The sequence below is a fragment of the Halobacillus amylolyticus genome, from assembly GCF_022921115.1.
Lineage (GTDB): Bacteria > Bacillota > Bacilli > Bacillales > Halobacillaceae > Halobacillus_A > Halobacillus_A amylolyticus.
Window position 1 is genome coordinate 3,510,626 of sequence record NZ_CP095075.1, and the last position, 14,528, is coordinate 3,525,153.

Annotated in this window: 11 protein-coding genes; 8 read left to right on the top strand and 3 right to left on the bottom strand. The window is 40.8% G+C overall.

Annotated elements, in window-relative coordinates:
* Positions 1 to 10: 10 nt before the first annotated feature.
* The 6 genes from MUO15_RS21735 to xylE all read left to right on the top strand — a co-directional run bounded on the left by MUO15_RS21735 (position 11) and on the right by xylE (position 7,854).
* Positions 11 to 181, top strand: a complete 171-nt coding sequence (locus MUO15_RS21735) for a nucleotidyltransferase substrate binding protein (protein WP_256464146.1) — start codon at positions 11 to 13, stop codon at positions 179 to 181.
* A complete protein-coding gene (locus MUO15_RS22245; RefSeq protein ID WP_396266267.1) occupies positions 169 to 414 on the top strand; it encodes a nucleotidyltransferase substrate binding protein in 246 nt (81 codons plus the stop codon). The genes MUO15_RS21735 and MUO15_RS22245 overlap by 13 nt, the downstream gene beginning before the upstream one ends.
* 176 nt (positions 415 to 590) lie before the next feature.
* Positions 591 to 2,504 (top strand): BglG family transcription antiterminator, encoded by a 1,914-nt coding sequence (locus MUO15_RS17805; protein WP_245031378.1) that lies wholly within the window; start codon positions 591 to 593, stop codon positions 2,502 to 2,504.
* Positions 2,505 to 2,603: 99 nt separating this feature from the next.
* On the top strand, positions 2,604 to 4,556 hold the full coding sequence (locus MUO15_RS17810; RefSeq protein ID WP_245031379.1) for a PTS fructose transporter subunit IIABC: 1,953 nt from the start codon (positions 2,604 to 2,606) through the stop codon (positions 4,554 to 4,556).
* A 443-nt stretch (positions 4,557 to 4,999) separates the two neighbouring features.
* Complete coding sequence (locus MUO15_RS17815; RefSeq protein WP_245031380.1) at positions 5,000 to 6,163, top strand: endo-1,4-beta-xylanase; 1,164 nt, start codon at positions 5,000 to 5,002, stop codon at positions 6,161 to 6,163.
* A 266-nt stretch (positions 6,164 to 6,429) separates the two neighbouring features.
* Positions 6,430 to 7,854, top strand: a complete 1,425-nt coding sequence (gene xylE / locus MUO15_RS17820) for a D-xylose transporter XylE (protein WP_245031381.1) — start codon at positions 6,430 to 6,432, stop codon at positions 7,852 to 7,854.
* Positions 7,855 to 7,912: 58 nt separating this feature from the next.
* Here the strand turns inward: xylE and MUO15_RS17825 are convergent, their stop codons facing one another.
* The 3 genes from MUO15_RS17825 to MUO15_RS17835 all read right to left on the bottom strand — a co-directional run bounded on the left by MUO15_RS17825 (position 7,913) and on the right by MUO15_RS17835 (position 12,135).
* Positions 7,913 to 9,070 carry an ROK family transcriptional regulator gene (locus MUO15_RS17825; RefSeq protein ID WP_245031382.1) on the bottom strand — a complete coding sequence of 386 codons (1,158 nt, stop codon included), beginning with the start codon at positions 9,068 to 9,070 and terminating at the stop codon, positions 7,913 to 7,915.
* Between the two features lie 209 nt (positions 9,071 to 9,279).
* A complete protein-coding gene (locus MUO15_RS17830; RefSeq protein WP_245031383.1) occupies positions 9,280 to 10,896 on the bottom strand; it encodes a glycoside hydrolase family 43 protein in 1,617 nt (538 codons plus the stop codon).
* Positions 10,897 to 10,923: 27 nt separating this feature from the next.
* Complete coding sequence (locus MUO15_RS17835) at positions 10,924 to 12,135, bottom strand: ROK family transcriptional regulator (RefSeq protein ID WP_245031384.1); 1,212 nt, start codon at positions 12,133 to 12,135, stop codon at positions 10,924 to 10,926.
* 128 nt (positions 12,136 to 12,263) lie between these two features.
* Here MUO15_RS17835 and MUO15_RS17840 point away from each other — a divergent pair, with 128 nt between their 5' ends.
* Both MUO15_RS17840 and MUO15_RS17845 read left to right on the top strand, forming a co-directional pair.
* Positions 12,264 to 13,562 carry an ABC transporter substrate-binding protein gene (locus MUO15_RS17840; RefSeq protein ID WP_245031385.1) on the top strand — a complete coding sequence of 433 codons (1,299 nt, stop codon included), beginning with the start codon at positions 12,264 to 12,266 and terminating at the stop codon, positions 13,560 to 13,562.
* 78 nt (positions 13,563 to 13,640) lie between these two features.
* Entirely contained in the window at positions 13,641 to 14,519 is an 879-nt protein-coding gene (locus MUO15_RS17845) for a carbohydrate ABC transporter permease (RefSeq protein WP_245031386.1), read from the top strand.
* Positions 14,520 to 14,528 lie beyond the last annotated feature (9 nt).

The window sequence follows — 14,528 nt, forward strand, 5'->3', positions numbered from 1 at the left end:
AGGGAATTCTATGGATAGGCTGCAACAACGATTAAGTTCAGCAGAGAAGGCTTTACATTCATTCCATCAACTTGTAACGATTGAATACCCGAATGAGGTAGAACGTGATGCTGCCATACAACGGTTTGAATTTACATTTGAAGCTTGTTGGAAAGCGGGGAAACAATCTTGTATGATATAGAAGGGATAGATCTGGCCTCTCCTAAAAGTGTGTTTCGTAGCTGCCGAGAGAATAAGCTTCTAAGTGACGAAGAAACTATAGATGCGCTAACGATGGCAAATGATCGTAACCTCACTGTACGTACATATAATGAAGCAGTGGCTGAAAAGACTCATTCTAAATTGAAGCTTTATTATTCTATTTTGTCTCAATTAGTAGAAAGAATGCGGAATAGGCTAAGTAAGGGACAGTGAGAAAGGTTTGTGAATGCAGACTAATATTACACGGCATGAGAATATAGATCTCTGGAAGTGGTTAATTCTGGCTAAATAGTGAGGCCGCTCTGCCCGAGGGGAAAGAAACAATTTGTCGATCTACCATCTTTGAGATAAAATGAAAGTGATTTCATAGTAGGTGGAAGGTGTATGGAATGAATGACAGGCAAAAAGAACTAGTACGTACGTTGATCCTGAACTCAAACGAATTTAGCCATGTGCAAGATTTATCCTTATCTCTCGATTGTTCAGAAAAAACGGTGCGTAATGACTTGAAGGTCGTGGAAGAGTTTTTGAGTGAATATCCCAGTGCTACACTTGTCCGTAAACCAGGTGCCGGTGTACATCTGTCCATCGAAGCGGAAGAAAAGTCCCGCTTGTTCGATCGGCTCTCGCAATCTAAACCGAAGTCTCAAGAGGATCGTCTGATTGAAATTACGTATCAGTTACTGGTCAGTGGTCGTCCTGTGACATTGAATGATCTGGCTGAGCAGTATTATATGAATAAACCTACGATTAAAGCCGATTTGAACCAGATTTCACGGTGGCTTGAGAAGTTTGAACTTGAGTTGATTTCTAAACAGCGTCTTGGCCATATCGTTAAAGGCGGAGAATTGCAGAAGCGCAATGCGTTAGCTCGTCTTCCGGAAATTGTCTCCTCTACTTTTACAAAAAGTACGGAGATGTTGAATCTATTCCCTGCGAGCGAAGTGAATGTCGTGCGTAAGCTGCTTGGTGACATGCAGCATCATTTTTCCGTTATTTCTACGGAGGGTGATTTTGAGAGCCTGCTTATTCATGTACTCGTGATGATTAAACGGACGACACAGCGATCTCCGATTACGCTTGAAGACTCGATGGGCTCGTCGATTTCTGAAACGGAGGAGTACGGGATTGCAACTTGGTTCTTGAACCGGTTAGAACGGATGCTTCGGATGTCCTTTCCAGAAGATGAACGAAAATACTTCACGAGACACCTTCTCAGTAGTAAGAGAAACCACTATTCATCCGAAAGAACTTCCAATATTCTAGTAGCTAAAGTTGTCGATCAACTGATTTTTCAATTAGAGAATGTTACGATGATTGATTTTTCGAATGACCGAACCTTGAATGACGGTCTCCATACTCACCTGGAATCGACCATCAATCGCCTTCATTATGGCTTCACGATTCATAATCCGATGTTAGATGAAATTAAGAAAATGTACCCGTATATGTTCAGTATGGTAGTTCTCTCTCTTGAGAAAGTCGAGCAAGCACACGACCTAATCATTCCGGAAGACGAGGCGGCTTATCTGGTCCTGCATTTTCAAGCCTCCATCGAACGGTTACAAAAACAACGAAATAAATTGAAGAAGGTGCTGATCGTTTGTGATTTGGGTGTTGGCATGTCTCATTTGCTGCAAGCGAAATTAGAACAAACGTATAAAGGATTCGATATCATTGGTTGTATAGGGGAATGGGAAATCGATGACGTATTGAATCAGTCATCCGTCGATCTCATCATCTCTACAAAACCACTACAAAACATCGAAGTCCCCATCATCGTTGTTTCGCCCCTTTTGGAAGCAGAAGACAAAAAACGATTGGATCAGTCCTTGAAAGCTATGGAACGAGGGAATAGTGAGGAAAAAGGGTTGGGTGCAATCGGACGCTTACTAGATGAAGAGTCCATCTTCCTTGATGTCAAACTTGAACATCGGTTTGAAGTCGTTGAAATGCTGGCAAATGGTCTAGTAGAGAAGGAAAGGGTCACGGAGGCCTTTCCACATAACGCCTTAGTACGAGAGCGCTCGTCTGCTACTTCCATTGGAGGTGGAGTCGCCATCCCCCATGCCCACCCCGAAGAAGTTCAACGTTCAACTGTCGCTCTGGCCATCCTTCACAAACCATTAGAATGGGGGAGTGAGCAAGTTTCGATTGTGTTCCTTTTGGCCATGACGAAGGAAGATAAAACGATGACAAAAACGCTTATTCAAACGATATCAAACATCAGTAGGAGACCTGACCTAATCCAAAAGTTAATAAGGGCACAAGAGGTTGCATCTGTATGCCGACTGTTACATTAATAATTCATTTTTACCGTAGTTCCGGTAAAAATGAATTATTTTTTATGAAGAAATCTGTCGTAAACTAGAGATACAAACAGAAGTGAGGGAGGAAACGTTATGAAAGTACTAGCTGTCACTGCTTGTCCAGTCGGGATTGCCCATACCTATATGGCTGCTGAAAATCTCCAGAAAGCGGGCGAAGAGATGGGGGTCGATATCAAAGTCGAGACGCAAGGTTCTATTGGTGTGGAAAATGAATTGACAGCGAGGGACATCGAGGAAGCAGATGGGATCATCATTGCGAGTGACAAAGAAGTATCCAAAGAGCGTTTTGCCGGGAAAAAGCTGATCGTTGTCGGTGTTCAGGAAGGGATCCGTCAGCCTGGAAAATTAATACAGCGTATTTTGGACGGAAATGTAACCGTTCACAAAGGAGACATGCCGTCAGCTGATGCCATCAAGAAACAAAAGAAGGAAAAGGAAAACCCGATCTACCGTCACTTGATGAATGGGGTCTCTTACATGATTCCTTTTATTGTCGTAGGCGGACTACTGATCGCTATTTCCTTAGCTTTAGGGGGCGAACCAACGGATGGCGGCCTGGCCATTCCTGAAGACTCGTTCTGGAAACAAATTGAAAGTTTAGGTGCCGCCTCGTTTAGCTTCATGGTGCCCATTTTAGCTGGTTTTATAGCGGTCAGTATAGCCGATCGTCCAGGTTTAGCCCCGGGTGTTATCGGTGGTTATATTGCTGCAAATGGAAGTTTTTACGGAAGTGAAGCTGGCGCTGGATTCATCGGTGGGATTATTGCTGGGTTTCTAGCAGGGTATGTTGTGCTGGGAATTAAGAAAATCAAGGTACCTAAATCCGTGCAACCGGTTATGCCGATCATTTTCATTCCGATTTTTGGTACATTAATTGTCGGAATGCTGTTCATATTTGTGATTGGTGCACCTGTTGCAGGTATTTTCGAAGGATTGACCCAGTGGCTTGAAGGGATGCAAGGCACAAGTTCAATCGTACTTGCTCTTATTCTTGGCGGGATGATTGCCATCGATATGGGCGGACCTTTTAATAAAGTGGCCTTTCTATTCGGAGCGGCCATGATTGCGGAAGGAAACTATGAGATCATGGGACCGATCGCGGTTGCCATTTGTATTCCGCCACTTGGAATGGGACTGGCCACATTTTTGAATAAGAAAAAGTATAATCAAGCTGAACGTGAAACCGGAAAAGCGTCCTTCACGATGGGGTTATTCGGGATTACAGAGGGAGCGATTCCTTTTGCCGCCCAAGATCCTGTTCGCGTGATTCCGAGTATCGTTGTCGGCTCAATGGCCGGATCAGTTGTGGCAATGCTAAGTAGTGTAGGCGACCGTGTCGCCCACGGAGGGCCGATTGTTGCTGTCTTAGGAGCTGTCGATAACGTGCTCATGTTCTTCGTAGCAGCGGCAGTTGGTGTAGTGATAACGGCCTTCATGGTAAACGCTTTGAAAAAAGACGTTGCCCCAGCAAGCGTATCAGCAGGTATAACAACCGATTCTACTTCAAATGGTGAAAATAAAGACTTGGATAATCAACCATCTGAAGAAAAAGAAGAAGCAGTAGAGATCACGAAACTGACTGATATCACAACACCTGAACTCATCGATACCGATTTGACTGGATCGACCCGCGATGAAGTAATTGACGAATTGATTCAAACGTTGGCTGCCGAAAACATATTGAATTCACCAGAACCATTTAAAGAAGCCATTTTGAATCGTGAAAAGGAAAGCACTACAGGACTAGGCATGAATATCGCCATTCCACACGGCAAATCTTCAGCCGTCAAAAAGCCCGCTGTCGTTTTTGGCATCAAACGTGAAGGTGTCGATTGGGATAGTATGGACGGAACGGACGCGAAACTGATTTTCATGATTGCTGTTCCGAAAGAAAGAGAAGGAGACGATCATTTGAAGATTCTCCAAATGCTTTCAAGGCGGTTGATGGATGAGAGGTTTAGGGAAGAGTTGTTGAATGTTTCTACGAAAGAAGAAGCTTATAAGTTGCTGGAAACGATACAGTAGGAAAAGCGAGCAGAGTAGATCTCTGTTCGCTTTTTAGCTTTTTAGAAAAGGGGGAGGTAACTTATCTCTTGGTAATGAGTTAGAAACTCGAATCAATTAGCACTTACATACACCGTGTATTTTTCGAAGGGGAGACCCAAGCTAATTAGGTAAGACATTGAACAAGGAGTCTAGGGACAGACGTTTTTTGGTAACGATCCCTGGAATGAAAAGTCAGGTATTAATTACTGGATCTATTTAACTATTTTTTAATTTTCTGATAATAACTTTGTTTGTTCAGTGGATAAACTAATGAAGTGCAGTTATAATGAAAGTGCTTACATAAAGAGGGAAGATCTTAATGTTTAGAAGGACTTTCCCCTTTAGCTGTAGCAATTAACTATAAAAGGGGGGGCAGAGCAATTTTATAAAGTTGTATCAATTTTTTTGAAAGGAGTTTTAAAATGTTAAAAGTTCTACGAAAACCTGTTTTTTGTGGGTTAGCTTTATCCTTAGTTTTACCACTGGGAGCTGCCGGCACAGCTAATGCTGAAGAGGCAAGTCATTCAGTTAGTGCGCTAGACGTGAAACCTATTGAAAGTAGATACGAAGATTCATTTGAAATAGGAGCTGCAGTGGAGCCTTACCAACTAGATGGAGTTCAAGGGGAGATGCTGAAACGTCATTACAGTAGTATTGTTGCGGAAAATGTAATGAAGCCGATCTCTATTCAACCAGAAGAAGGTCAGTTTAACTTTGAAGAGGCAGATAAAATTGTCCAGTTTGCCAAAGAGAATGATATGGATTTACGTTTTCACAACCTAGTTTGGCATAGCCAAGTACCTGATTGGTTTTTCATGGACAAAAAAGGTAACCCAATGGTTGATGAAACAGATCCTAAACAACGCGAAAAAAATGAAAAACTTTTACTAAAACGCTTAGAAAAACATATTAAAACAGTGGTAAAGCGCTATAAAGATGAAGTAGATGCATGGGATGTTGTTAATGAAGTGATTGATGAAAATGCTTCTAATGACCGAGGCCTGCGAGAGTCTCCATGGTACCTAATCACCGGTACAGATTACATTAAGACAGCTTTTGAGACTGCTAGGAAGTACGCAGGAGAAGATGCGAAACTATACATCAATGATTTCAATACTGAGGTCACACCAAAGAGGGATTACTTGTATGATCTTGTTAAGGATCTATTAGAGCAAGGGGTTCCAATTGATGGTGTCGGTCATCAGGCACATATTCAACTAGGCTGGCCTTCGATTGAAAACATTAGAGAGTCTATAAATATGTTTGCTAGTCTTGGATTAGATAACCAAATTACCGAGCTAGATGTCAGTATTTATGGATGGCCGCCAAGTGGTAAATATAAGTCTTACGAAGAGATACCAGATTGGGTACTTGAGGCTCAAGGAGAGCGTTACAATAATCTGTTTGAACTGTATGAAGATTTAGACGATAAGATCAGTAACGTAACGTTCTGGGGTATTGCTGATAATCATACTTGGCTTGATGACCGAGTAAGTGACGTTGAGGGTGGACCAGGAAAGGATGCCCCTTTTGTATTTGATCCAAATTACAATGTAAAGCCTGCTTATTGGGAGATTATTGATTAATAGTCGTCGAGTCCTTTCCAGGGAGCAAAGATAGTGTAGTAAAGTATCATTTCGATTCACAGGCAAAGGAAAACATGTTTCTTTGGAGAAAAGCAAAGCCGGGTGACTATAAACTGTCCGAGCGGCTTTGCTTTTTTACTTAACCTGCACCAAACTTAGTTCATCCACTGTACAAACTAAGTTACAATTGATACAATGACTTCATGAAAACGATTACTTTAAGGAGGGGAGGAAAGAGTAGCCTTTCGTTTCTACTCTGCTAGATAATGAAAAAACATAAACGTGTTTATATCGTATTAATTACTCTTGTTGCAACGTTGGGTGGGTTATTATTTGGTTATGATACAGCGGTTATATCTGGTGCTGAAGGTTCCTTACAGATTTATTTTGCTGAAAGTTTAGATTTAAGTTCACTTGCACATGGTTTAACTGTATCAAGTGCTTTAATTGGATGTATCATCGGCGGATTATTATCCGGGTATTTTTCTACCCGGTTTGGACGTAAATATACCTTAATCTTGGCAGCCGCTTTATTTTTAATTTCGGCCTTGGGTTCTGCATATCCGGAGTGGCTGTTTTTTACTTACGGCGAACCTAGTTATGCCCTTCTTTTCACGTTTAATCTATACCGTATTATTGGTGGGATTGGTGTTGGACTCGCGTCTGCTGTTTCTCCAATGTATATTGGAGAGATTGCGCCATCACGTATTAGAGGGCGCTTAGTCTCACTGAATCAATTTGCTATTATTTTTGGTATGCTCGTTGTTTATTTTGTTAATTGGGGAATTGCCAGAGGACAAACTTCACAATGGATTAATGAAGTTGGCTGGAGGTATATGTTTGCGTCTGAGGCAATCCCAGCACTTTTATTTCTCCTACTTTTATTTACTGTGCCAGAAACACCAAGGTATTTGGCTTCCCAAAATAAAAACGGAGAGGCGCTGAAGGTTCTATCTAAAATCTATGATAAATCAGTGGCAAAATCCACTTTGGCTGAGATTAATCATTCTTTCGATATGAAAAAAGGGAGATTGTTCTCCTTTGGTGTAGCCATTGTAGTAGTTGGAATTTTGTTATCCGTCTTTCAACAGTTCGTTGGAATCAACGTGGCATTATACTACGCTCCACGTATTTTTGAAAGTATGGGCGCTGGACGCGATGCTTCGATGTTCCAAACAATTATTATGGGATTAGTTAACGTGATCTTTACGGTTATCGCGATTGTGAGTGTGGATAAATTTGGCCGAAAGCCTTTACTAATTATAGGCTCGGTTGGGATGACGGTGGGAATGTTTGGCGTAGCCGGCATGGCTTATGCCAATGCTATAGGAATCGCAACACTCATCTTCATCATTATTTATACAGCTTCTTTTATGATGTCCTGGGGTCCAGTAGTATGGGTGTTAATTTCTGAGATTTTTCCAAATAAAATTAGAGGAAAGGCTGTTGCTATTGCCGTAGCTGCACAATGGGCAGCGAATTACCTTGTTTCCTCCACGTATCCAATGATGATGGAGTTTAGCGGGGGACTAACATATACTTTTTATGGAGTTATGAGTATTCTCTCCGCGTTATTTGTGTGGAAGTTTGTCCCAGAAACAAAGGGGAAATCATTAGAACAATTAGAGATGAGATTGAAAGATGGGAGCGCGAAAGGGAAATTTCAGAAGGCATCTGGGCATTCGAATTAATATTACCCCTTAATAAAGAGCCGTTTATGGTGGACGGCTCTTTACTAATTTTCTAAGTTTAAAATGTTGTTGTGATAAATTTTTCAACCATAAAGCGGGAAGTTCCTAATGAAGTAGAATAAGGGGTTAAAGAAGAAAATGTTATTTCTACTTCCTGTTTATGAAAGTCTAATGTGTTTCGGTTAATCGCCTTCCTGACAGGTTCGTTTAATAGGTTTTTAGCCAGTGCCAAGCGATTTCCGATAACCACTTTCTTGGGATTAAATATATTTAAAATATTACTTACTCCTGCACCGAGGTAATCACCGATTTTCTCGAATAGAACCTTTATCTCAGGGTTTGTTTCAGCCTCCTGGATGAGGGATTCTAGACTAAGTCCCTTAGACGGGCCCAGAGTCTTTTCAGCTTCTAATAATAAAGCTTTTTCAGAAGCATACATTTCCCAGCAGCCTTGACTTCCACAGGAACATTTCCTGCCGTCGATGTCGATCATCATATGTCCTAGCTCCCCGGAATATCCTTCTTCACCTCTATAGATCTTTCCATCAATAATCAGACCCACACCTATGCCAATCCCGGCACTTACGTAGACGATGTTATTTGACATGGAAGAGGAAGAGCTATATTTCTTTTCTCCATAGGCGCCCGCATTCGCTTCATTCTCAACCGTTACAGGGATATCAAATGTATTCTCTAACTCACCCTTTAAATGAACATTTTCCCATCCCAAGTTTGGGGCGAACAGAACCGTCCCTTGATGATTAACAATTCCTGGAACACCTACACCAATCCCGATAATTCCATAAGGGGAGGAGGGGGCATCTTCTATTAACCTTTGTATCGTCTTAATGATGATGGGAAGCACCTGTGCCAGGTCATACACCGAAATACTCTGTCTTTGTTCGGCTACCATTTCTCCATTTAAATTTGTTAATACACCTAAAATATAATTCACCCCTACATTGATCCCAATTGAGTATGCTGCTTTTTCGTTAAAAAGCAGCATAACGGGTCTTCTTCCACCGCTTGAAGACCCTGGTCCATACTCATATATAATCTCGTTATCAATTAACTCTGTCGACAAAGAAGATACTGTACCTTTAGCCATTCCTAGTTTCTTAGCTATAGACGTACGAGATAGAGGGGCATGGTCAATGATGGTTTGCAATATTTCAATCTTATTTTGCGATTTAATGGATTGTTGATACGAAGACATGAATTCATTATCCTCCAAACGATCTGTTCACTTATTTTATTCGTACATTGTATCATAAACTACTTATAATTCAGTGTTTAGTTTACCCGTACACAAATGAATATAACGGGTATTTAATGGAAATGATCGCTAATCCCATAGTTATCGAATGACAAAAATAACCCCAAACTGGACTTTGTTTGGGGTACTCTGCTATTTAGAGATAGATATTAAATAGGACTACTATCTTTATATAGGAAATAATCGAAGTCAGCATACTGGTTTTGCCCAGAGGTGTCTTGGCACTGCATTCCTACAAAAGCTCCAGTGAAGAACCCTCCACCTTCCACGTAATCATCCGACAGTTTATAGGCGTTGAAGGAGATCGGAATCTCGTTCCACGTTTTACCATCGAATGAATAGGAATAAGTATAGGTTGTTGTGTTGACATCTACTCTTAAATAAACGTATTCAACATGCTCCGGAATTTGAATTTTATTAGCAAGAGGCTGGTCAAAAGAAAAATGATCGCAAGTTGTCAGGTCTACTATTCTTGAATTTAACTCCTCGTCCCAAGTAATTTGAAGAGCTGTCCAATTTTTTGTATTATAATAGTTTACTAGGCCAGCTGCCTGTTGAAACGTATTGGGCTCAAAGGATACTTTAGTTTCGGCATAGAACTGGAAGTGCTGCCATCTGCGAGCAACAAAGGCTTGGATGAATCGGGAAGTTAGCGACTCCCTCCCGTAAATTCTTAAATGACTTGGACGTTCTTCGAGAGATACTATCTCGTTATCCAAAGGGATGCGTAGTGATTGGAAATGGTTATTCAATTTATTTGAATTAAAGTCATCCTTTTCATCATAGCCTTTATCCCATTGTACTTCCTCTATCATGGGGCCTTCTATCTCAGAAGAAGGTTGATTTCCCCCTACTACATAAGGCCAATCACTATTCCATTCCAGGCGTTGGATTGCTGTCTCTCTCCCTAGTGGGCAATAACCCCGTGGATCTAAAAGAGCGTCTGTTTCTTTAGGTAGGGGGCGGCCTGTGAGATGAACAAGAAACCATTCGTCTGTATGAGTATGGACAATGGAAGCGTGTCCTGCTTTTTGTAATGGGTTACGTGGGTAAGGCCAGGTTGTTATAAGTGGGTTATCTGGATGAACCTCATAGGGACCTTTGAGGCTGTTGGATCGTGCAATGGTCGCCTGATGTTCAAATTTCGTCCCGCCTTCAGCCGTCAAAAGGTAATAATAGTCGTTCATCTTGTAGATATGTGGAGCTTCAGTGAGCTTCACATCTGTTCCCTTAAAGATGATTTCCGGTCGTCCTACTAATTTTTGCTGAGAAGGGCTATATTCCTGGAGGCTGATCCCATAAAAGTTGTGATGACCAACGCGGTGATCCCAGACCATATTAACTAAGTATTTCTTTCCGTCTTCATCGTGAAACAGGGAAGGATCAAACCCGGAACTATTAAGGTAGATAGGATCAGACCAATCCCCGTCGATACTTTCACATGTAACGAGATAATTATGAGAATCTTTCCATTGACCATCGACGACTTTAACATCTGTATAAATGAGCCAAAATTGTCCGTCATGATAAGATAAAGCCGGGGCCCAGATTCCACCAGAATCAGGATTGCCTTTCATGTTCAATTGGTTTAAACGGTTTAATGGCCTAGAAACTAAACGCCAATTTTTCAAGTCTTTGGAATGGTAGATTCCTACTCCAGGAAACCACTCAAAAGTGGATACGGCAATATAATAATCTTCTCCTGCACGACAAATACACGGATCTGGATTAAATCCAGTTAAAATTGGGTTTAAAATTTTAGACATTTACAGATCTCCTTTTAATAATATTTATTAGCTTGAACTCACAGGTAAGGTGCTTGGAATATTTGATTTCAAAAAGCCTTCAAATGCAAATGCAGCAACTCCTAGTGCGGCGGAATGCGTTGTTAATTTTGAAAAATCTATTTTTAGATCATTTTGTTGGAACCATAACGAGTTATTTTTGGCTTTTGTACGCAGCGGTTGTTCCATCCACTTTTTAGCTTTTGCTATTCTATTTCCAATGATGACTTGTTTAGGATTGAATGAGTTGACGATATTAATGATTCCGACTCCTAAATACTCCCCGAGCGTTTGAAATGCTTGAATGGCGGTTTCACATCCTTCTTCGGCCAGTAGTATCATTGTATCGAGTTCATCTAGTTCACTGGATATGCCCAGTTGCTGCGAGTAACTTTTTAGAGCTTGTTCGGAGGCATATAACTCCCAGCACCCCACGTTCCCGCATCTGCATTTCGTGCCATTGACTTCGATGGTCATGTGTCCCATTTCCCCGGCAAATCCATTTGTTCCTCTGTACAATTGGTCATTTAATATTAAGCCAACACCAATACCGACTCCTACACTGACATATACGATGTCATTCTCATTTATTCCAGAGCCAAACACCTTCTCTCCGTAAGCGCCAGCATTCGCTTCGTTTTCTACAATAACTGGGCAATCATATTTAGCTTCCATTAAACTTTTTAAATTAACTTCCTTCCAACCTAAGTTAGGGGCAAGCAGAATATTTCCAAACTTACTTACCGAACCTGGTACGCCGATGCCAATCCCTACAATACTGTAGCGACTGGCTGGAACATAGGAGATGAGGGAATCTATGATCCCGAATAACTTGTCAATAATATTGTCAAAATCAGAGTTTAGAAGCGGAAGAGAATTCTCGCCGCAAATATCCCCCTCCAAGTCTGTCAGTATGCCAAGGATATAATTAACACCAATATCTATTCCTATTGAATAGCCAGCTTTTTGATTAAAAAGCAACATAACAGGTCTTCTTCCCCCACTTGATTCTCCTGGTCCTTTTTCATAGATTAACTCCTCATCCAAGAGTTCGATAACTTGTGAGGAAACGGTGCCTTTGTTAAGACCTGTCTTATTGGCGATCTCTGCCCGGGAAATGGGGGAGTGCTTTATAATAGTTTCTAAAACTAATGATTTGTTTCCATTCTTAATAGTAAATTGATTCCACGTCCTGTTTTCCATATCATCATTCACTTTCATTATTTTTTCCAATTGTATCACGAAAACCTTTGTTTATCCACTGGACAAACAAAGTTAATTCTGCTAATCTTTTATTAAACATTCTGAAAAGGGTGTCAGGTAAACAATTTATAGGAGGGGAAGTACAGATGAAAAAGAAAGCGATTACAACGCTCTTGTCTTTAGCTTTTATTCTGTTAGCGCTGGTTGGATGTAGTGGAGCTGAGGAGAGCAATTCAGCTTCAGATGGCGAAAAGACGATTGAGTTTATGCATCTGTGGCCTGAAGGAAGTTCAGCTAAGCATAACAAAATTGTGAGTGATATTGTTGCTGACTTTGAAAGCCAAAATGAGGGGATAACTGTTGACGTTGAAGTGCTAAGCAATGAGCAATACAAAGATAAGATTAAAGTATTAGCTACCTCTGATGAACTGCCTGATGTTGGTTTGACTTGGGCTGCTGGATACTTAAAGCCTTACGTGGAAGCCGGACAATTTGCTCCATTAGATGATCTGCTGGAGGGAGAGTTGGCTGACTCCTTCGTTTCGGGTACTACAGAGCCTTATGCGATAGATGGATCGACTTATGGCCTGCCTCTTGAGCTTAATGTTGCCAATATTTTCTATAATAAAGCTATATTTGAGGAGTATGGGCTCGAGGCCCCTGAAACATATGAGGATCTAAAAAATGTAATAACAACGCTAAAAGAAAACGAGGTAGCACCTATTGCCCTTGGAAATAAAGACAGCTGGACAGGTTCCATGTGGTATATGTACTTTGCAGATCGAATTGGTGGCTCTGAAGCATTAACGAAAGCAATTAGTGGAGATGGTTCCTTTGAAGACCCTGCACTTGTTAAGGCAGCTGAAAAAGTACAAGAACTAGCAGACATGGGCGCTTTTATCCGTGGAACGAATGGCATTTCTGACCAGGAGGCCAAAAGTATGTTTATGAATGAGCAGGCAGCTATGTATCTAATCGCAACCTGGGATTTGCCGAACTATACAACAAATGAACAGGTCCCGCAAGAGTTCCGGGATTCTGTTGGCTACTTTAAGTTCCCAACTGTAAATGGAAATGGAGATAAAGATAGCTTTGTGGGCGGACCAGGCGTTGGAATGTTTGTAGCTGAAAACTCTGACGTAAAAGCAGAAGCGAAAGAGTTTGTATCTTTCTTCATTAAGGAGTGGGGCGAAAAATCTGTGAAAGAAGCAGGCGTCATTCCAGCAACAAAAGTTGACGCTGAATCTATGGAGCTGCCTCAAATGTATGTCAATGTATTAAATGATCTGAACAATGCAAGCAACTTAACACTGTTTGCCGATGTTCAAATGAATCCAGATGCCGCTCAAGTTCACTTGGATCAGATCCAGGCTCTATTTGGAGGGGAAGTAACACCTGAACAATTTGCTGAAGCCCATGAGGAAGCTCTCTCAAAACAAGAGTAGAATGATATTACAAAAGAAGAGAGGAAAGGGTAACCCCGCTTATTGGATTATCCTTTTCTTTCCTTAGGGGGAAATGTAATGAACAAAGTCATGTCTAATAAGTGGATGATTGCTATCTATATTCTCCCAGCCCTCTTATTAGTTGGAATTCTGATCTTTATCCCATTAATTCTAACCGCATACTACGGGTTGATGGATTGGAATGGAATAGGGGCCATGGAGTTTATAGGTTTAGAAAACTATATTAATGCGATCCAGGATAAAAACTTCTGGGATAGTGCTCTCCATTCTTTTTTATTGGCAATATTTTCCACGTTAAGCTTGGCAATTTATCTCGCTGTATCTATGATTCTTGCTTCTAAAATAAAAGGGGCGGATTTCTTAAGAAAGATATACCTTATTCCTATGCTGCTATCTTCAGTTGCTATTGCTCAGTTGTGGATTAAGGTTTTTAATCCTACAAATGGTATATTAAATAGAATTTTACTATTCTTTGGAGTTGAAAAACCTCCGATTTGGCTTGCTAATCCTGATATTGTCTTGTATGCAATTTTCATACCTATCCTATGGCAATATGCTGGTTTTTATATTTTGATTTACTATGCAGCATTAAAAAATATTCCTAACTCACTCATTGAAGCAGCAAAGATAGATGGTGCTTCTCCAATCCAAATTGCTTATAAAATTAAACTTCCGCTTATTATGGGAGTTGTAAAAGTGACTATAGTGCTAGCCATTGTTGGTTCACTGAAATACTTCGATTTAATCTATGTCATGACAGGTGGAGGTCCAAATGGAGCTAGTGAGGTAATGGCTTCTTATATGTACAAGCTCGCTTTTAGCACTAATGACTTTGGTTATGGTAGTGCAATTGGATTTCTGCTATTAATTATTACATTAATTGTTACAGTGATTATTCGTAGATTAACGGCTAACGATGAGGAAGTTCAATATTAGAAGGAGGGA